This window comes from Pseudomonas sp. NFACC45, assembly GCF_900113505.1.
GTDB lineage: Bacteria > Pseudomonadota > Gammaproteobacteria > Pseudomonadales > Pseudomonadaceae > Aquipseudomonas > Aquipseudomonas tehranensis.
Genome location: NZ_FOPO01000013.1, coordinates 90,153 through 110,869 on the forward strand (window position 1 = coordinate 90,153; position 20,717 = coordinate 110,869).

Annotated in this window: 8 protein-coding genes; 5 read left to right on the top strand and 3 right to left on the bottom strand. The window is 63.8% G+C overall.

Features of this window, described 5'->3' with window-relative positions:
• Nucleotides 1–293 precede the first annotated feature (293 nt).
• The gene (locus tag BM132_RS23120) at nucleotides 294–13,280 is read left to right on the top strand and encodes a non-ribosomal peptide synthetase (protein WP_092458988.1); all 12,987 of its coding nucleotides are present in this window, start codon (nucleotides 294–296) and stop codon (nucleotides 13,278–13,280) included.
• A gap of 198 nt (nucleotides 13,281–13,478) precedes the next feature.
• Nucleotides 13,479–14,285 (top strand): alpha/beta fold hydrolase, encoded by an 807-nt coding sequence (locus BM132_RS23125; protein WP_092458990.1) that lies wholly within the window; start codon nucleotides 13,479–13,481, stop codon nucleotides 14,283–14,285.
• 122 nt (nucleotides 14,286–14,407) lie between these two features.
• On the opposite strand, the gene dsbG is transcribed toward BM132_RS23125, so the two are convergent.
• The 3 genes from dsbG to dsbD are packed head-to-tail and all read right to left on the bottom strand — an operon-like array spanning nucleotide 14,408 to nucleotide 17,747.
• Nucleotides 14,408–15,175 (bottom strand): thiol:disulfide interchange protein DsbG, encoded by a 768-nt coding sequence (dsbG, locus tag BM132_RS23130; protein ID WP_092458992.1) that lies wholly within the window; start codon nucleotides 15,173–15,175, stop codon nucleotides 14,408–14,410.
• Entirely contained in the window at nucleotides 15,151–16,020 is an 870-nt protein-coding gene (locus tag BM132_RS23135) for a TlpA family protein disulfide reductase (protein WP_092401815.1), read from the bottom strand. Before BM132_RS23135 ends, dsbG begins: the two co-directional genes overlap by 25 nt.
• The gene (dsbD, locus tag BM132_RS23140; protein ID WP_092458994.1) at nucleotides 16,020–17,747 is read right to left on the bottom strand and encodes a protein-disulfide reductase DsbD; all 1,728 of its coding nucleotides are present in this window, start codon (nucleotides 17,745–17,747) and stop codon (nucleotides 16,020–16,022) included. The genes BM132_RS23135 and dsbD overlap by 1 nt, the downstream gene beginning before the upstream one ends.
• Nucleotides 17,748–17,922: 175 nt before the next feature.
• Between dsbD and BM132_RS23145 the strand changes: the two genes are divergently transcribed.
• The 3 genes from BM132_RS23145 to BM132_RS23155 all read left to right on the top strand — a co-directional run bounded on the left by BM132_RS23145 (nucleotide 17,923) and on the right by BM132_RS23155 (nucleotide 20,685).
• Nucleotides 17,923–18,603, top strand: a complete 681-nt coding sequence (locus BM132_RS23145) for a response regulator (protein ID WP_092401809.1) — start codon at nucleotides 17,923–17,925, stop codon at nucleotides 18,601–18,603.
• The gene (locus BM132_RS23150) at nucleotides 18,600–19,931 is read left to right on the top strand and encodes an ATP-binding protein (protein WP_092458996.1); all 1,332 of its coding nucleotides are present in this window, start codon (nucleotides 18,600–18,602) and stop codon (nucleotides 19,929–19,931) included. Before BM132_RS23145 ends, BM132_RS23150 begins: the two co-directional genes overlap by 4 nt.
• A gap of 232 nt (nucleotides 19,932–20,163) precedes the next feature.
• Entirely contained in the window at nucleotides 20,164–20,685 is a 522-nt protein-coding gene (locus BM132_RS23155; RefSeq protein WP_092458998.1) for a GNAT family N-acetyltransferase, read from the top strand.
• Nucleotides 20,686–20,717: the final 32 nt, after the last annotated feature.

Here is a 20,717-nt window from a genome sequence, read left to right on the forward strand (position 1 = left end):
CGACGGCTCTGTCCGACTCGTCCTGCATATCGAGCGACAAATTAGGCTGAATGATAATGATTGTCAATTGAGAAGAAGAATTATTGATGCTGAAAAGTCCAGCGCGAGAACTGCGACCCGTTGCCACGGTGTTCTGCCTGTCAGCGGGGCTGGAACAAGAGGTTGCTGACTAATTATTTGCCGACGGTATCCGTTCTCAGGGATGAAGGTTTCGGGCGGCAGTCCCGATGCCGCACCGCATTCCGCAGGCCACCAGATACCACTAGCAAGCCGAATTTCAGGCAGGAAACCTCATGACCGACGCGTTCGAACTCCCCAGCACCCTGGCTCATGCCCTTCAGCGCCGCGCCGCGTTGTCGCCGGACCGTGTGGCCTTGCGCTTCCTTGCCGACGCCCCGGAGCAAAGTGTGGTGCTGAGTTATCGCGACCTGGACCTGCGTGCCCGGACCATCGCCGCCGCCTTGCAGGCCGAAGCGGCGTTCGGCGACCGTGCGGTACTGCTGTTTCCCAGTGGTCCGGACTACGTCGCGGCGTTTTTTGGCTGCCTTTATGCAGGTGTGATCGCCGTGCCGGCCTATCCGCCGGAGTCCGCCCGACGCCATCACCAGGAACGCCTGCTGTCGATCATTGCCGATGCCGAGCCGCGCCTGCTGCTCACCCGCAGCGATCTGCGCGAGCCGCTGCAAGCCATCGAGTCAGCCCCTCCCGTGCTGTGCGTCGATACCCTTGATCCGGCCCGCGCCGGGCAATGGCTGCAACCGAATCTTCAGGACCATGACATTGCTTTCCTGCAATACACCTCCGGCTCCACCGCGTTGCCCAAGGGTGTGCAAGTGAGCCATGGCAACCTGGTGGCCAACGAATTATTGATCCGCCACGGTTTCGGCATCGATCTGAACCCTGACGACGTGATCGTCAGCTGGCTGCCGCTGTACCACGACATGGGCCTGATCGGTGGCCTGTTGCAGCCAGTTTTCAGCGGTGTGCCCTGTGTGCTGATGTCGCCCGCGTACTTTCTGGCCCGGCCATTGCGCTGGCTGGAGGCGATCAGTGAATACGGTGGCACCATCAGCGGCGGCCCGGACTTCGCCTATCGGCTGTGCAGCGAGCGGGTCAGTGAATCGGCGCTCAAGCGCCTCGACCTGAGCGGCTGGCGCGTGGCTTATTCAGGCTCCGAGCCGATCCGTCTCGACAGCCTGGAACGCTTTGCCGAGAAATTCGCGCCGTGCGGCTTCACGCCGGACAGTTTCATGGCGTCCTATGGCCTGGCCGAAGCCACGTTGTTCGTCGCGGGCACGCCACGCAGTCAAGGCATCCCGGCGTTGCGGATGGACGACACGGCCCTGGCGCACAACCGTGCCGAGCCAGGGCAGGGCAGTACGGTGATGAGTTGCGGCGTGAGTCAGCCTGGGCATGCGGTGCTGATCGTCGAGCCCAACACGTTGCAGCCGCTGACCGACAACCGGGTCGGCGAAGTCTGGGCCTGTGGGCCGAGCATTGCGCATGGCTACTGGCGAAACCCTGAGGCCAGCGCCAAGACATTCGTCCAGCACGCTGGCCGCACCTGGCTGCGCACCGGCGACTTGGGTTTCCTGCGTGACGGTGAGCTGTTCATTACCGGCCGCTTGAAGGACCTGTTGATCGTGCGCGGTCATAACCTCTACCCCCAGGACATCGAGCAAACCATCGAGCGGGAAGTGGAGGTGGTGCGCAAAGGCCGGGTGGCGGCGTTCGCGGTCAACAATGGCGGCGAGGAGGGCATCGGCATCGCGGCGGAAATCAGCCGCAGCGTGCAGAAGATCCTGCCACCCGAAGCGTTGATCAAAGCCATTCGCCAGGCGGTGGCCGAAGCCTGTCAGCAAGCGCCGAGCGTGGTGGTGCTGCTCAATCCGGGCGCGTTGCCCAAGACCTCCAGCGGCAAGTTGCAACGCTCGGCCTGTCGGACCCGATTGGCCGACGGCAGTCTCGACAGTTATGCGCTGTTCCCGTCAGTCGAGGTTGAAGCAAGCCCAGATGCTCGCTCGTCATCGCCGTTGCAAACATTGATCGGCCAAGTCTGGTGCGAGCAGTTGCAGATTGAACACGTCCAGGGCGACGATCATTTCTTCCTGTTGGGCGGTAACTCCATCGCCGCCACTCAAGTGGTCGCGCGGCTGCAAGAAAGGCTGGGGCTGGCGCTGAATCTGCGCGTGTTGTTCGAAGCGCCGACCCTCGCAGCGTTCACGGCAGCGGTGGCGAGCCTGCAGCAGGCAGGTGGTGAAGCCACAGGCGTGATCAGTCGGTTACCGCGCCACGAAGCGTTGCCGCAATCCCTCGCCCAGAATCGGTTGTGGATCACCTGGCAACTGGATCCGGCGAGCCGCGCCTACAACATTCCCGGCGGCTTGCACCTGCGCGGTGAGTTGAACGAGGAGGCGTTGCGCTGCAGTTTCCAGCAACTGCTCGAACGCCACGAAGCCCTGCGCACACGATTTTTGGAGCGCGAGGGTGTCGCTCTGCAACAGATCGATCCGGCCGCTGAACTCGAACTGCGAGTGATCGACCTCAGCGACCTGCCCGCCGACCAGCGCGAGGCCCGGGCGCGCCAGGTTCGAGACGATGAAGCCACGACGCTGTTCGATTTGCAGAAGGGCCCACTGTGGCGCGTCACTTTGCTGCGCCTCGATGAGGCTGATCATCAGTTGCTGGTCACGCTGCACCACATCATTGCCGACGGTTGGTCGATGAACGTGCTGATCGATGAGTTCTCGCGGTTATACGCGGCTGCATGCCAAGGGCAGGTCGCCGCCCTGGCGCCGTTGCCGTTGCAGTACGCCGACTACGGCAGTTGGCAGCGCCAGTGGTTGGCTCAAGGGGAGGCCGAGCGGCAACTGACGTACTGGAAACAGCAACTGGGCGACGAACATCCGAGCCTGGCCCTGGGCACGGACCATCCCCGCAGCGCTCAGCATCGGCGCAGCGCCGCACGCCATAGTCTGCGTCTGGACAAAGACCTCGGTGCTGCCTTGCGCCAAGTGGCCCAAGCCCACGACGCCACCTTATTCATGCTGCTGCTGGCCGCCTTCCAAGCGCTGTTGCAGCGTTACACCGGCCAGTCTGACATCCGCATCGGCGTGCCCAACGCTAACCGTCCACGCCTGGAGACCCAGGGGCTGATCGGCTTTTTCATCAATACCCAGGTGCTGCGCGCTCAGGTCGATCCGCGCCAGTCGTTCGCCGCGTTGCTGGCCCAAGCCCGGGAGACCACGCTGGGCGCCCAGGCCCATCAGGACCTGCCGTTCGAACAACTGCTCGAAGCGTTCCCCCAGGTTCGCGAACAAGGTCTGTTCCAGGTGATGTTCAACCATCAGCAGCGCGACCTCAGCGCCTTGCGCCGCTTGCCGGGGCTGTTGGCCGACGAACTGCCATGGCACAGCTGCGAAGCCAAGTTCGACTTGCAGCTGCATAGCGAAGAGGATCGCAACGGACGGCTGACACTCTCATTCGACTACGCCGACGAACTGTTCGAGGCTGCGACCATCACTCGGTTGGCCGGGCATTTTTGCAACCTGCTGCGCGCCGTCTGCACTAATCCGCAACAGGCCATCGGCGATGTGCCGTTGCTGAGCGTTGATGAGCATGCGCAACAGCAGCGGTGGAGCGCGGCGCCCTGCGCGCCGGCCACACAGTGGCTGCCGGAGCTGTTGAACGAACAGGCCCGGCTTACGCCGCAACGCACTGCGCTGCGGTGGGACGATGGCCGCCTGGACTACGCCGAGTTGCACGCCCAGGCCAACCGCCTGGCCCATTACCTGCGCGACAAAGGTGTCGGCCCGGACGTGTGCGTGGCGATTGCCGCCGAGCGTTCGCCGCAGTTGCTCATCGGTGTGCTGGCGATCCTCAAGGCCGGTGGCGCCTACGTGCCGCTGGATGCCGATTACCCGGCCGAGCGCCTGGCCTATATGCTCAAGGACAGCGGCGTCGATCTGTTGCTGACCCAAACTGCATTGCTTGAACGCTTGCCCCTCTGCGAGGGCGTCAGCGTCATTGCCATGGACGCCTTGCATTTGGAGCAATGGCCGAGCAATCCGCCGGGTCTGCACCTGCACGGTGATCACCTGGCTTACGTGATTTACACCTCCGGCTCCACCGGCCAGCCCAAAGGCGTCGGCAACACCCACGCGGCTTTGGCCGAGCGCCTGCAATGGATGCAGGCCACTTACGCCCTGGATGAATCCGATGTGCTGATGCAAAAAGCGCCGATCAGCTTCGACGTGTCGGTGTGGGAATGCTTCTGGCCGCTGATCACCGGCTGCCAATTGGTGTTGGCCGGACCCGGCGAACACCGTGACCCGCACCGCATCGCGCAGTTGGTCCAACAATTTGGCGTGACCACGCTGCACTTCGTGCCGCCGCTGCTCAGCCTGTTCATCGACGAACCCTTGAGCGCCCGCTGCACCAGCCTGCGCCGGGTATTCTGCGGGGGTGAAGCGTTGCCCGCCGAACTGCGCAACCGCGTGCTGGCGCAACTGCCGTCGGCGCAATTGCACAACCGTTATGGCCCGACCGAAACCGCCATCAACGTCACCCACTGGCATTGCAGCGTCGCCGACGGCGAGCGCTCGCCCATCGGCCGGCCGCTGGGCAATGTGTTGTGTCGTGTGCTCGACAGCGAACTCAATCCCGTGCCGGCCGGCGTGCCGGGTGAATTGTGCATCGGCGGCCTGGGGTTGGCGCGGGGTTACCTCGGGCGTCCGGGTTTGAGCGCCGAGCGTTTTATCGCCGACCCGCTGGGCGTGGCGGGCGCGCGGCTGTATCGCACCGGTGACCGGGCGCGCTGGAGCGCCGATGGCGTGATCGAATACCTTGGCCGTCTCGACCAGCAGGTCAAGCTGCGCGGATTTCGGGTCGAGCCGCAGGAAATCGAAGCGCGGCTGCTGGCCCAGGACGGCGTGGCCCAAGTGGCGGTGTTGGTACGCGAGACCTCGGCCGGCCCGCAACTGATCGGCTATTACACCGCTTGCGATGTTACGCACGATCAGGACCTCGAAAACGCCCGACTCCACGCCGCCCTGGCCGCCGAACTGCCGGACTACATGGTGCCCGCGCAATTGCTGCGCCTGGACGCCATGCCCCTGAGCCCCAGCGGCAAACTCGACCGTCGTGCCTTGCCCGAACCGCAATGGCAAGTGCGTGAACACGTCGAGCCGGTCAGTGCCCTTGAGCAACAGGTCGCTGGCATCTGGCGCGACGTGCTGGGGCTCGACCGCATCGGTCTGCGGGACGACTTTTTCGCCCTGGGCGGCCATTCGCTGCTGGCGACCCAGATCATTTCCCGCACCCGCCAGGTCTGTGACGTCGAGCTGCCGTTGCGGACCTTGTTCGAGGCCAGTGAGCTGGGTGCGTTCGCCGAACAGGTGCGCTTGATAAAGGCCTGCGGTCAGACCAACCGGCAACCGCCGATCGAGAAAGTCGATCGCAGCCAACCGGTGCCGTTGTCTTATTCCCAACAGCGCATGTGGTTCCTCTGGCAGATGGAGCCCGACAGCCCGGCCTACAACGTCGGCGGCATGGCGCGGTTGTGCGGGGTGCTGGATGTCGGGCGTTTCGAAGCGGCGTTGCAGGCGTTGGTCCTGCGCCATGAAACCCTGCGCACTACCTTCCCCAGCGTCGACGGCGTGCCCCGGCAACAGGTGCACGCCGCTACCGGCCTGCGCATGGACTGGCAAGATTTCTCGATGCTCGCCGCCGATATTCGCCAACAGCAGGTGCAGCAACTGGCCGACAGCGAAGCGCACAAACCCTTCGACCTGGAAACCGGGCCACTGCTGCGGGTCTGTCTGGTCAAGACCGCCGAGCAGGAACATTACCTGGTGCTGACTCTGCACCACATCGTCACCGAAGGCTGGGCAATGGATATTTTTGCCCGCGAGCTGAGTGCACTGTACGAGGCCTTTATCGACGACCGCGAATCGCCACTGGAACCGTTGCCGGTGCAGTATCTGGACTACAGCGTCTGGCAGCGCCAGTGGCTGGAGTCTGGCGAGCGCCAACGGCAACTGGACTACTGGACCGCACAACTGGGGCGCGAACACCCGTTGCTCGAATTGCCGGGCGACCGTCCGCGTCCGCCGGTGCAAAGCCATCGCGGTGAATTGTTCCGCTTCGACCTGAGTGATGACCTCGCCGCCCGGGTCCGCGCCTTCAATGCGCAACACGGCTTGACCCTGTTCATGACCATGACCGCCGCCCTGGCCGTGCTGCTCTACCGCTACAGCGGCCAGACCGACCTGCGCATCGGCGCGCCGGTGGCCAACCGCATCCGCCCGGAAAGCGAAGGGCTGATCGGTGCGTTCCTCAACACCCAGGTGCTGCGCTGCCAGCTCGACGGGCAGATGTCAGTCGGCGAGTTGTTCGAGCAGGTGCGTCATACGGTGATCGAAGGCCAGTCCCATCAGGATTTGCCCTTCGATCATCTGGTCGAAGCCCTGCAACCACCGCGCAGTGCCGCATACAACCCGCTGTTTCAGGTGATGTGCAATGTGCAGCGCTGGGAGTTCCAGCAGAGCCGCACGCTGGCCGGGATGAGCGTCGAATATTTGGCCAACGACGCCCGGGCCACCAAGTTCGACCTGAATCTGGAAGTCACCGACCTGGACCATCGCCTGGGTTGCTGCCTGACCTACAGCACCGACCTGTTCGATGAGCCGCGCATCGCCCGCATGGCCGGGCACTGGCGCAATCTGCTGGAGGCTCTGCTGGCCGATCCGACCCAACGGCTGAGCGAGTTGCCGTTGCTCGATGCCCGCGAGCAGCAACAGATGCTCGACAGCCTCGGCGTTGAACCCGGTGAACACCGCCTGGATCAGTGCATCCAGCAACTGTTCAGCGAACAGGCCCTGGCCCGCGCCGACGCACCGGCCCTGACCTTTGCCGGGCAAACCCTGAGCTACGCCGAACTCGAATGCCGCGCCAACCGCCTGGCCTGGATGTTGCGCGAGCGCGGTGTCGGGCCGCAGGTGCGGGTGGGCCTGGCGCTGGAGCGGTCGCTGGAGATGGTCGTCGGCCTGTTAGCGATCCTCAAGGCCGGCGGCGCCTACGTGCCGCTGGACCCGGAATACCCGCTGGACCGTTTGCATTACATGATCGAAGACAGTGGCCTGGGTTTGCTGCTCAGCGACCGGGCGATGTTCCAGGCCTTGGGCCCATTGCCGGCCGGTGTAGAGGGCTGGTGCCTGGAGGACGACAGCGCGGCCCTCGCCGGCTATTCGGACCAGGCACCGCCGCTGATCAACCTGCCGCAGCATCAGGCGTACTTGATCTACACCTCAGGCTCCACCGGCAAGCCCAAGGGCGTGGTGGTGTCCCACGCAGAAATCGCCATGCACTGCCAGGCGGTGATTCAGCGTTTCGGCATGCGCCCGGACGATTGCGAACTGCATTTCTATTCCATCAACTTCGACGCCGCCACCGAGCGCCTGCTGGTGCCGTTGCTCAGCGGTGCCCAGGTGGTGCTGCGTGCGCAAGGGCAATGGGACGCCGAGCAAATCTGCGGGCTGATTCGCGAGCACCGTATCAACATCCTCGGTTTTACCCCCAGCTACGGCAGCCAGTTGGCGCAATGGCTGGCGACCCAGGGACAAACCCTGCCGGTGCGCATGTGCATCACCGGTGGCGAAGCCCTGACCGGCGAGCATTTGCAACGTATCCGGGCGGCGTTCCAGCCGAGCCTGTTCTTCAACGCCTATGGCCCGACCGAAACCGTGGTCATGCCACTGGCGAGCCTTGCCCCTGAACAACTGGAAGAGGGCGCGGCGAGTGTGCCGATTGGCAGCGTGATCGGCGCCCGGGTGGCCTATATCCTCGATGCCGACCTGGCTCTGGTGCCCCAAGGTGCCACCGGGGAGTTGTACGTCGGTGGCGCGGGATTGGCCCAGGGCTATTACCAGCGTCCGGGCATGACCGCCGAGCGCTTTGTCGCCGATCCGTTTGCCGTCAATGGCGGACGGCTGTACCGCACCGGTGACCTGGTGCGCCAGCGCGTTGATGGTCAGGTGGAGTATTTGGGGCGGATCGACCATCAAGTGAAGATCCGCGGTTTCCGCATCGAACTGGGGGAAATCGAAACCCGCCTGCTGGAACATGACGCCGTGCGCGAGGCGGTGGTATTGGCGCTCGATATGCCAGGCGGCAAGCAACTGGCCGGCTACCTGGTAACCGACGGCGTTGAACAGGACACCGAGCAACAAGCGGCCCTGCGCGAAGCGCTGAAAAATCACCTCAAGGCTCAACTGCCGGATTACATGGTGCCCACCCACCTGATCCTGCTGGCGAGCATGCCGCTGACCGCCAACGGCAAGCTCGACCGGCGTGCCTTGCCGATGCCGGATCCTGAACTCAATCGCCAACATTACCTGGCCCCGAGCAGTGCCTTGGAGCAGACCCTGGCGGCGATCTGGTGCGATGTACTGAACGTGAAGCAGGTCGGCCTGAACGACAACTTCTTCGAGCTGGGTGGCGACTCGATCCTGTCCATTCAGGTCGTCAGCCGTGCCCGGCAACAGGGCATTCATTTCACGCCCCGCGACCTGTTTCAGCACCAGACCGTGCAGGCCCTGGCCGGTGTGGCCAGCCACAGTCAGCCAGTGAGCGCCGAGCAGGGGCTGCTCGCCGGTGAGTCGGCGTTGACGCCGATCCAGTATTGGTTCTTCGAGAGCAGGATTGCCAACCGTCATCACTGGAACCAGGCGTTGTTGCTGGAACCGGCCATCACGCTGCAATCGTCCGTGCTGGAACAGGCACTGCGCAGCGTTTTCCAACAGCACGATGCGTTGCGCCTGGGTTTTGCCGAAATGGCCGGGCATTGGCGCGCCGAGCACCGACCATTGTCCGAAGCGGCGCTGTTGCGGCAGGTGGACGTGGAGAGTGAGCAGGCCTGTGAAACGCTGTTTGCCCAGACGCAGCGCAGTCTGAATCTGTCGAGCGGGCCTTTGCTGCGCGCGGTGCTGGCGCAGTTGCCCGATGGCCGCCAACGTCTGCTGATCGTGATCCATCATCTGGTCGTTGATGGCGTGTCGTGGCGGGTATTGATGGATGACCTGCAAACGCTCTACCGCCAGATCAGCGCCGGGCATACCGCAGAACTGCCGGCCAAGACCAGCCCGTTCCGGGATTGGGCCGCGCGCTTGCAGGCCTACGCCGGCAGCGAGTCCCTGCGCGAGGAACTGGGTTGGTGGCAAGCGTGCTTGAGCGGCCCGGAGGTGGCGCTGCCCTGCGCCCATCCTGACGGTGGGCGTGAGGAGCGTCACGCCCAGACCGTCAGCGTGCGCTTGGACGCCGAGCGCACCGGGCAACTGCTGCAACAGGCACCGCGTGCCTACCGCACCCAGGTCAACGACCTGCTGCTCACCGCGCTGGCCCGGGTGCTGTGTCGCTGGAGCGGCCAGGAGTCGGCATTGATCCAGCTCGAAGGCCACGGCCGCGAGGCGCTGTTCGATGACATCGACCTGACTCGTACGGTGGGTTGGTTCACCAGCGTTTATCCACTGCGCCTGAGCCCGTCGGGTGAAGACTTCGGCACCTCGATCAAGGCCATCAAGGAACAACTGCGCGCGGTGCCCCACAAGGGGCTCGGCTACGGCGTGCTGCGCTACCTGGCTGACGCCGCGACGCGCCAGGCGATGGCCGGCCTGCCGCAAGCGCCGATCACCTTCAACTACCTGGGGCAGCTCGATCAGACCCTGGGTCACGACGCGCTGTTCCAGCCGCTGGACGCGGCGTTGGGCGCGATCCACGACCCCGACGCGCCGCTGCCCAACGAGCTGAGTGTCGACAGTCAGGTCAGCGGCGGTGAGCTGGTGCTGCGCTGGACGTTCAGCGCCGAGCGGCACGAGCGCCAGACCATCGTGGCGTTGGCCGATGCTTACCTGGATGAGCTGCTGGGCCTGATCGAACATTGCCTGACGGACGCGGCGGGCGGCTTGACGCCCTCGGACTTCCCCTTGGCGAAACTGACCCAGGCCCAACTCGACAGCCTGCCGGTGCCGGCCGCGCAGATCGAAGACGTCTACCCGCTGACGCCGATGCAGGAGGGCATGCTGCTGCACACATTGCTGGAGCCGGGCACGGGCCTGTACTACATGCAGGATCGCTACCGCATCAACAGCGAACTGGACCCGCAACGTTTCGCCCAGGCCTGGCAGGCGGTCATCGCCCGTCATGAAGCCTTGCGCGCGTCCTTCTGCTGGAACGTCGGCGAAGACATGCTGCAAATCATCCACAAGCCCGGCAGCACGCCAGTGGATTATCTCGATTGGTGTGAAGTCCCCCAGGACGAGCAGGAAGCCAAACTCCAGGCATTGCTCAAAAGCGAGCGCGAGGCCGGTTTCGATCTATTGAACCAGGCCCCGTTCCACTTGCGCCTGATCCGGGTGAGCGCGGCGCGTTACTGGTTCATGATGAGCAACCATCACATCCTGATCGATGCCTGGTGCCGTTCGTTGCTGATGGAGGATTTCTTCGAGATCTACACGGCCCTTGGCGAACACCGCGAACCGCGACTGGCCGAGCCGCCGCGTTATCGCGACTACATCGGCTGGTTACAACACCAGAGCCTGGCCGAAGCGCGGCAGTGGTGGACGCGCAACCTGCAAGGTTTCGAACGGACCACGCCGATCCCCACCGACCGGCCGTTGCTGCGCGAACACGCCGGTGACAGCGGCGGCATGATGGTCGGTGACTGCTACACCCGCCTCGAGGCCCGCGACGGTGCGCGACTGCGGGAACTGGCCCAGGCTCATCAACTGACGGTCAACACCTTCGCTCAGGCCGCGTGGGCCCTGGTGCTGCGGCGGGTGAGCGGCGATCGGGACGTGCTGTTCGGCGTCACCGTGGCCGGGCGCCCGGTGGAACTGCCGCAAATGCAACGCACCGTGGGTCTGTTCATCAACAGCATCGCCTTGCGTGTGCGGATGCCCGACGATCATCAGCGTTGCAGTGTGCGCCAATGGCTCGGTGCGTTGCTCGACAGCAACATGCAACTGCGCGAGTACGAATACCTGCCGTTGGTGAGCATCCAGGACGTCAGCGAACTGCCCAAGGGGCAACCGTTGTTCGACAGTCTGTTCGTGTTTGAGAACGCGCCGGTGGAAGTGTCGGTGCTGGATCGCGCCCAAAGCCTCAACGCCACCTCGGACTCGGGCCGCACCCACACCAACTTCCCGCTCACGGCGGTCTGCTATCCGGGGGATGACCTGGGGCTGCATCTGTCCTACGACCAGCGCTACTTTGATGAATCCACTGTTCAGGGCTTGCTGGGTGAGTTCAAGCGCTTGCTGCTGGCGCTGATGGAAGGCTTCCACGGGGACATGGCCGAGCTGCCGCTGATTGGCGCCGAGGAGCAGGACTTCCTGATCCAAGGCTGCAACCAGAGCGAGCGTGCCTATGCGCTGGAGCAAAGTTACGTCGAGCTGTTCGAGGCCCAGGTCGCGGCCCATCCGCAACGGGTGGCGGCCACCTGCCTGGACAGGACGTACAGCTACGCCGAGTTGAATGCACGGAGCAACCGCCTCGGCCATGCCTTGATCGCGTCCGGCGTCGGCCTCGACCAACCGGTGGCGTTGCTGGCTGAGCGCGACCTGGACCTGCTGGGCATGATCATCGGCAGCTTCAAGGCCGGTGCCGGTTACCTGCCGCTGGACCCGGGCCTGCCGAGTCAGCGTCTGAGCCGCATCATTGAGCTGAGCCGCACGCCGTTGCTGGTCTGCACCCAGGCCTGTCATGCCCAGGCGCTGGCGCTGCTGGACGAGTTCGCCTGCTCCGGGCGGCCGAAGTTGCTGGTGTGGGAAAGCGTCCAGGCCAGCGATGTTTCGCAGCACAACCCCGGCATTTACAGCGGCCCGGACAACCTGGCGTACGTGATCTACACCTCGGGCTCCACCGGGTTGCCCAAAGGCGTCATGGTGGAACAACGCGGCATGCTCAACAATCAGCTCAGCAAGGTGCCGTACCTGGCCTTGAGCGAGACGGACGTGATCGCCCAGACCGCCTCCCAGAGTTTCGACATTTCCGTGTGGCAGTTCCTCGCCGCGCCGTTGTTCGGCGCCCGGGTGGACATCGTGCCCAACGTGATCGCCCATGACCCGCAAGGGCTACTCGAGCATGTGCAACGCCAGGCAATCACGGTGCTGGAAAGCGTGCCGTCACTGATCCAGGGCATGCTCGCCCAGGAACGCATCGGTCTGGACGGCCTGCGCTGGATGCTGCCCACTGGTGAAGCGATGCCGCCGGAGCTGGCCCATCAATGGTTGTTGCGTTACCCGGACATTGGCCTGGTAAACGCCTATGGCCCGGCGGAATGCTCCGATGACGTGGCGTTCTTCCGGGTCGACATGGCCTCGACCCGTGGCAGCTACTTGCCGATTGGTACGCCCACCGACAACAACCGCTTGTACGTGCTCGATGGTGCGCTGGACCTGGTGCCGCTGGGCGCCGTGGGTGAGTTGTGCGTAGCGGGCAGCGGGGTAGGGCGCGGTTACGTCAGTGATCCATTGCGCACGGCCCCGGTGTTTGTGCCCAACCCGTTGGGTGCGCCAGGGGAGCGCTTGTACCGCACTGGCGATCTGGCGCGGCGGCGTCGTGACGGCGTGCTGGAGTACGTCGGACGCATCGATCATCAGGTGAAGATTCGTGGTTACCGCATCGAGCTGGGGGAAATCGAAGCGCGGTTGCATGAACAGCCCGAGGTGCGCGATGGGGCGGTGGGGGTGCAGGAAGGCGCCAATGGCAAGCATCTGGTGGGGTATCTGGTCGCAGCCGACTCGGCGCTGAACCCGACCGAGCGCCTGGAGCGCATCAAGCAGCGCCTACGCGCCGAACTTCCGGAATACATGGTGCCGCTGCACTGGCTATGGCTTGAGCGCTTACCCCTCAACGCCAACGGAAAGCTTGACCGCAAGGCCTTGCCGGCCCTGGAAATCGGCCAGTTGCAAAACCAGGACTACCAGGCGCCAGGTAATGCACTGGAGCAGACCTTGGCGGACATCTGGGCCCAGGTGCTCAAGGTCGAGCGGGTGGGTGTGCGAGACAATTTCTTCGAACTGGGCGGCCATTCGTTACTGGCGACGCAAATCGCCTCGCGGGTGCAAAAGGCCCTGCAACGCAATGTGCCGCTGCGGGCGATGTTCGAGTGCAGCACGGTGCAGGAACTGGCCGAATACATCGATGGGCTGGCGGCGAGCGAAATCACCGAGGAGAAGGTGGATCGGTTGAATGATTTGATGGCGCAATTGGAAGGATTGTAGTTCTGCGGCGTCTATAGAGGCCCCATCGCGAGCAGGCTCGCTCTCACAATGGATTTGTGATCGACGCAAATCCCCTGTGGGAGCGAGCCTGCTCGCGATGGCGGCATGACTAACACCGCAAAGCCCAAGGTTGACGCCTCGCCCTGTACGGCTCAGTCTCCCAAGGCTTTTTCTCCATTCAAAACAAGGAGGTCATCAATGCCTTTTGCAACCCTTGATGGGCAATCACTTCACTACCTGGACCAAGGCCAGGGGCCGGTGGTGCTGCTGGGCAGCAGCTACCTGTGGGATCACACCATGTGGGCACCGCAGATCGAGGCATTGTCCCGACATTACCGGGTGATCGCCCTGGATTTGTGGGGCCACGGCCAGTCCGGGCGTTTGCCTGAGGGCATGACCTCTCTGGACGACCTGGCTCGTCAGGCATTGGCGTTGATGGATCATCTGGATATCGATTGTTTCAGCCTGGTGGGGCTTTCCGTCGGTGGGATGTGGGGCGCACGGTTGGCGCTGATGGCGCCCAAGCGGCTCCAGGCGCTGGTGCTGATGGACACCTACGTGGGCGTCGAGCCAGAACCGACCCGCCAGTATTACTTCTCGCTGTTCGACAAGATCGAAGCCAGCGGCAGCGTCCCCGAACCGTTGCTGGACATCATCGTACCGATCTTCTTCCGGCCAGGCATCGATCCGCAGTCAGCGCTCTACCAGCAGTTCCGCGCCACACTGGCCGCATTGCCGACCGAGCGCTTGCGCGACAGCATCGTACCGCTGGGACGGATCATTTTCGGTCGCGACGATATCCTGCCGCGCCTGCCTGAGCTCGACGCCAGGCGCACGCTGGTGATGTGCGGCGATCAGGACAAACCGCGACCACCGTCCGAGGCGCTGGAAATGGCTGAGCTGATCGGCTGCCCGCATGTGCTGATTCCAGAGGCGGGGCATATCTCCAACCTGGAAAACCCGGAATTCGTCACCCGGGCCTTGCTGGAGTTTTTGCGACGCTGACCCGCCGCCATCGCGAGCAGGCTCGCTCCCACATTATGATCTGTGCCTGACGCTGTTTTTGTCGTCGCCACACACCCTCCGTGGGAGCGAGCCTGCTCGCGATGAGGCCCTCTGGGTCGATGTCACTTCGGCCCGAGAATCTTCACCAGCTTGTCCGGCGACGGTGCGCCTTGCTGCTGTTGCAGTTCGCCCTTGTCATCCAGGTAGAAAATCGCCGGGGTGGCGGACAGTTCCAGCTCCTCCATCAATTGCAGGTTGGCGTCCAGTTTTGCCTGGATGGCCGGCGGTATGTTTTTGAGGGGTTTGAGCGCGCTGCCCTTGCCGGCCTTCTCGTGGGTTTCCAAGGCTTTCTCAGGGTCTTTGGCCGCCAGCAATGCGGCGGATTTTCCTGGGCTGTCTTCACGGATGATACCCACCATGATGTGGCGCAACTGCACTTTGCCGGCCTTGACCCAGGGCCGTGCCTGTTCCCAGAACATGTTGCAGTACGGGCAGTTCGGGTCACTGAACAGATAGACGGTGCGCGGCGCGTCCTTGCTGCCGTCGGCGATCCAGTTGCTCGTTTCCATCTTCCCCCAGATGGCCTTGGCCATTGGCGCATAGACCAGCTTTTGCAGCGGCTCGGCGCTCAGGTCCTTGCCGTCGGCGTCGTACAGGTTGCCCAGCAAGACATGCTGGCCATCGGGTGTCAGGTACAGCGCCATCCCACGGTTCTGGTATTGCGCCGCGTAACCGCGCAATCCGTCCGGCGCCTCGAACGTACCGACGATTTTCGCGCCCTTGGCTTCGATTTTCTTGATGGCCGCGGGCAGTTCTTCGGCGTGCAGCAGCGGTGCCTGCGACAGCGTGGCGGCGACGGCCAGGGTCAGCAAGTGGCGGAGGCGGGGCATGAGGGTTTCCTTGTGGCGGAGTGGGGAGCCGATGTTGAATCCGGCGTTTCGAAGTTCTCCAGGGCGCGGGCCAGGCTCGCTTCTGACAATTCGCCCAAGTGACTGTCCAGCAGGCGGCCGTCGGCGCTGTAGAACAAGGTCGTTGGCAGCGCCATGGAACCGACGGCTTGACCGAGGCGACCGCTGCCATCAAACAGCACGTTGTCCAGGCTCAAGCCCTGGGTGGCGAGATAAGTGCTGACGCTTTGCATGCTTTCGGCCTGGTTGACGAACAGGAACGTCAGGTCCGGGCGTTGCTGCTGGGCTTCTTCCAGCACGGGCATTTCGCGCCGGCAGGGCGGGCACCAAGTGGCCCAGAGGTTGATTACCAGGGGCCGACCCTGATAATCGGTGAGTTTCACCGTCTCGCCGTTGGCGTTACGCAGATTGATTTCCGGCAGTCGGGTGCCTTGTTCATAGATCGTCAACGACATCGTCGCCACCACCCAGAACAACAGGCCGCTGCCAACGCCGAAAGCCAACGGCCGGCGCAAGGCCGGTCGGTGCCGGCTCCACAGCAACGCGCCAATCACCAGCGCGACAATCCCCGGCCAGGCCAGGAAACCACCGTCGCGCAGGTCGACGATCTGCCACAGGTCATCCTGGTAATGGTTCCAGTAGGCGCCGACGAAGCCGATCCGTGCGGCCAGAAGCCCCAGCAAAAACAGCACGAACAGCACCGATTCCGGGTTTTCGCCACCGCGCTTGGCTACTCGCCAGCCCACCACGGTCGCCAGTGCCAACGCGCTGATCAGCAATAGATGGTTAAGCGCAATGGCAAAGGTGCCCAGGGTAAACGTCAGCATCAGCGCGCGTTCCGAGTCATGTTCCAACGCTCCAGGAATTCCTTGGCATTGACTTCCCCGGTGATCCGCTGGCTGCGTCGCTCTTGACCGTCGGCGCCAATCCACAGCAGGCTCGGTGGCCCCGGCACTTGATAGCGGCCCAGCAGTTCGCGACTGGCGGCATTGTCGGCGGTGACATCGATACGCACCAGGCGTACGTCTTTCAAGGCATCCAGCACTTCGGCGCGGCCAAACACCTGTTTTTCCATGATCTTGCAGGACACGCACCAGTCGGCGTAGTAGTCCAGCAGGACCCATTGGCCCTGGGCCTTGGCCGCGTCCAACTCCCGTTGCAGGGCGGCAGGCTCGCTGACCGTGATAAAGGCATCATGGGCGCTGGTGGCCGAGCTTTCCGAGGTGCCGGCATAGACCTTCAGGGGCTGGAAGAAATCATCGCCGCCCCCCGCCGCGCCGATCACCAGCAGGCTGCCCCACAGGCCGAACAGCAGCGACGCGCTGCCGCATACATAGGCTGTGCGACCGAAACCTTCGGTTTGACGCCAGGCGCTATAGGCGGCAATCAGCAGCAGCACGCCCCACAGACCGATCCACAGCGAGCCGTCGATGACCGGGCGAATCATCAGGATCGCGGTGCCCAGGAACAGAAAGCCGAACACGCCCTTGAGCACATTCATCCAGGCGCCGGGTTTGGGCAGGAAACGATTGCCCACGGTCACCAATAGCAACAGCGGCAGGCCAATGCCGACGCCCATGGCGAACAGGATCAGCCCGCCGTGCAACGCATTGCCACTTTGGGCGATGTACAGCAGCGCACCGGCCAACGGGGCGGTCATGCACGGGCCGACCAACAGGCCGGACAGCGCTCCGAGAATGCCGGCGCCCACCAGGCTGCCGCCGCGGCGCTGGCGTCCGGCACTTTCCAGGCGGTCGCGCAGAGCGGCCGGCAATTGCAACTCGAAGAAACCGAACATCGGCAGCGCCAACACCACGAAAATCGCTGCGAAAGTGCCCAGCAGCCACGGTTGCTGCAGCAGCGCCTGAAGGTTGGCCCCCAACAGCGCGGCGAGTACGCCCATGGCGGCATACACCAGGGCCATGCTGATCACGTAGCTGATGGCCAATGCCAATCCACGCCGAGGGCTGGCACCGCTGCCCACCACCACCCCGGCCAGGATCGGCAGCATGGGCAGCGAGCACGGCGTAAACGCCAGCAACAGGCCCAGGCCAAAGAACACCAGCAGGCTCCAGCCCAAGGCCCGTTGCTGCAGGCCGCTGGCCAGGGCCTGGTCCGGCGCCTCACCACTGGCAACCGTTGGTGCAGTGCCACCCAGGTCCACCACCTGGGTCTGGGGCGGATAGCACAAGCCCGCGTCGGCGCAACCTTGGAAGCCGACCTTGATCTTGCCGGTGGCGCCGGCGGGGATTTTCAGCTCCAGCGCCTGGCGATAAACCTGTTGATCGCCGAAAAACTCGTCGCTGTGGGCTTCACCTTCCGGCAGTTGCGGCTTTTGCGCCTCGGCAAGACCGTCGAATTTGAGTCGCTGCTGATACAGGTAGTAGCCGTCGGCAATCTGCCAGAACAACTGGGTTTCACCGGAGTCCAGGCGTTCGGAGGTAAACACGAACGCCTTTTCCACCGGCAGGAAATCGGTTTTGGTCTCGAAGGGATTGGCGGCCTGGGCCAGGCCCGAGATCAGGAGCAGCCACAGCAAAAACAATCGACGCATGGATAAAGCCTTAGAACGGAGCAAGTGGAATGCACGATGGCGAATGGCGATTAACCGTCGATTAACCCGGCGACAATCGGCAGGCAGCAATGATCGCCCATGTTTGCCGTACTCGTCGCATAATGTCGGCTTAATCGGCCGGCGGCCTAATGTACCTTTTTCCACGGGGCTTACCATGCACGTACTGGTCTGCGAAGACGATGAGTTGATCGCCAGCGGGATTGTCGCCGGGCTCACGGCCCAGGGCCTGACCGTCGAGCACGTCGCCACGGCGTCGGCGGCGAGGGCGATGGTGGGTGTGGCCCGGTTCGACGTCATGGTGCTGGACCTGGGCCTGCCTGACGAGGACGGCCTCAAATTGTTGCGTCAACTGCGCCAGCAAGGTCTGGAGATTCCGGTGCTGATCCTCACCGCCCGGGACTCGGTGACCGACCGGGTCGACGGTTTGCAGGCCGGGGCCGATGACTATTTGCTCAAGCCCTTCGATCTGCGTGAACTCGCGGCGCGCCTGCATACCTTGCTGCGGCGCGTGGCAGGGCGCAGTGTCAATCTGATCGAGCACGGTCGTTTGACTTACGACCCCAGCAGCCGCGAAACCACCCTCGGCGGACAGCCGGTGGACCTTTCCCGGCGTGAGCAGTCATTGCTGCAGGCGCTGTTGCACAGCCGCGGTCGGGTCTTGTCTACCGAGCAACTCAAGGACAGCGTCTACGGGTTCAATGACGAACTGGAAAGCAACGCCCTCAACGTCCATATCCATCACCTGCGGCGCAAACTCGGCAATGGCATTGTCGAGACAGTCCGTGGGCTGGGTTATCGGCTAGGGCCGGCCGACGACGGGGTATCTTCCAAGTGATGAGCCTGCGATTGCGCCTGAGCCTGACCCTCGGTGCGGCCTTTGCCCTGATCTGGGCCCTGGCGGCGGCGTGGATGCTCAGCGATCTGCGCAACCAGATGATGTTCTCCCTCGACCAGCGGCTGGTGGCTTCGGCGCGGATGGTTGCCGGGCTGCTGGAGCAGATGCCGCCATTGCCCAGCAAGGGAGAAGGCACGCACCTGAGAACCGAGCACGTGAGCATTCCGGGGGGCATGGCCTGCCAGGTCAGCTCCTTGCGGGGGGAGATCCTGGCTCGCAGCCATGGCACCCCGGACCAAACCCTTGAAGCCGAGAAACTGGGCTTTCACGACCAGATGATCGACGGCGCGCCCTGGCGCAGTTTTACCCTGGCCCGAGGGGATTTGCGCATCACCACCGCCGACCGTCAGATCGAGCGCGAAGCCTTGAACATGTCGGTACTGTTGGCGGCCTCGGTGCCGGTCGGCGTGGCGCTGCTGGGCTGCCTGTGCCTGTTGTGGTTGGGCATCGGTCAGGGCCTGGCACCGCTCAATCGCATGCGCGATGCGTTGATGCGACGTAATGCCGACTCCCTGGAACCTTTGCAGATCCATCCGCTGCCCAGTGAACTGCGGCCGTTGCTGGAGACCCAGAACCAGCTGTTCCAGCGTATCGGCAAGACCATTGAGCGCGAACGCCGGCTGACCGGCGATGCCGCCCATGAACTGCGCAGCCCCTTGACGGCCATCAAGACTCACCTGCAAGTGGCGCGCATGACTGAAGGCGTCGCCCGTGATCAGTCCCTGGCCCGGGCCGAGGAGGGCGCCGACCGCTTGCACCGCACCCTCGAACAGTTGTTGTTGCTGGCCCGGGTCGAAGGCAGCCTGTCGTTCGACGATGGCGTGCAATGCAACGCCGAGCAGGTGGCGCGGCTGGCAATCCAGGATGCGGCCAGTGGCGAACCCCGGCGAATCAAGCTGCACGTGCCGGCCGAGCTGTCCGACGCGCCGGTGCAAATGCCGGCAGTGCTCTCCATCGCCGCTTTGCGCAATTTGCTGGACAATGCGCTGCGACATACCCCGGATGACACCGATGTGGAGCTGCGCCTGGAAATGATCGGCCAGCGCGTGCGTTTCCAGGTTCGCGACCACGGCCCGGGCATCGCCGCCGACGATATCCAGCACTTGACCCAGCGCTTCTGGCGCAACGGCCAGAGCACCGGCTGCGGACTGGGATTGGCGATCGTCCAGGCCATCGTCCAGCGTTGTGGTTGCGGTCTGCATTTCGACAGCCGCCCGGACGGATTGCGGGTTGAATTGACGATGCCGGTGCAGGCAACCGCTGTGTAGGAGCTGGCGAAGCCTGCGATCTTTTGATCTTTCTTGATCTTGATCTTGATCTTGCACTTGAGATCTAACTGTCTGGGACAAGATCGCAGCCTCGTTGCACTCGTCAGCTCCTACGGGCGCACCCAGCGGGAGATCGTTGTACATCTGCTGTAACGACCTGTCATTGGCGCCCCGGCCTTATCCGGGTCTATGTTTTTTTCAGCTCGACTCAAGGACTGAGGAAAACCGCGCCATGGACACCTTCATCGAAATCTGCACGGCCACCCCCAGCGATGCCGGCATCATCAGCCGGATCGCCGAACGCTCCATCCGGGTCGGGTGTGCCGCCGAACACCGTAACGATCCCGCTGTCGTCGCCGCCTGGGTACGCAACAACACCCTCGCGCATATCCGCCCCTGGCTGGTCGACCCACGCTTGCGTCTGACCGTGGCACGTTTGCAGGGGCGGCCGGCGGGTGTCGCCATGGCCTCGGCCAGTGGCCGGATCGCCTTCTGCTACGTACAGCCGGAGTCCTTCCGCCGCGGTGTCGGCCAGGCGCTGGTGCGGGACATCGAGGCCTGGCTGCGCGGGCGCGGCGTGGCCCGAGTGCGCCTCAACACCACCCGTAGCAGCCAGGCGTTCTATCGACACCTGGGGTTCGAGCAAAGCGCTGACGCCTTCGCTATTGGCGGGGTCAAGGCCATTGCGATGCACAAGCCACTGATCGCGCCGCAGGAGAAAGTGCTGCCCGCGAGTAAATCCCCCCACGGCTGATGCGTTTCCACAACAGGAAACCTGCATGTGCG

Bases quoted from the DNA above. Each gene is read 5' to 3' on its own strand.
- BM132_RS23120 (WP_092458988.1), top strand. From the start codon at position 294: ATGACCGACGCGTTCGAACTCCCCAGCACCCTGGCTCATGCCCTTCAG.
- BM132_RS23125 (WP_092458990.1), top strand. From the start codon at position 13,479: ATGCCTTTTGCAACCCTTGATGGGCAATCACTTCACTACCTGGACCAA.
- dsbG (WP_092458992.1), bottom strand. From the start codon at position 15,175: ATGCCCCGCCTCCGCCACTTGCTGACCCTGGCCGTCGCCGCCACGCTG.
- BM132_RS23135 (WP_092401815.1), bottom strand. From the start codon at position 16,020: ATGCTGACGTTTACCCTGGGCACCTTTGCCATTGCGCTTAACCATCTA.
- dsbD (WP_092458994.1), bottom strand. From the start codon at position 17,747: ATGCGTCGATTGTTTTTGCTGTGGCTGCTCCTGATCTCGGGCCTGGCC.
- BM132_RS23145 (WP_092401809.1), top strand. From the start codon at position 17,923: ATGCACGTACTGGTCTGCGAAGACGATGAGTTGATCGCCAGCGGGATT.
- BM132_RS23155 (WP_092458998.1), top strand. From the start codon at position 20,164: ATGGACACCTTCATCGAAATCTGCACGGCCACCCCCAGCGATGCCGGC.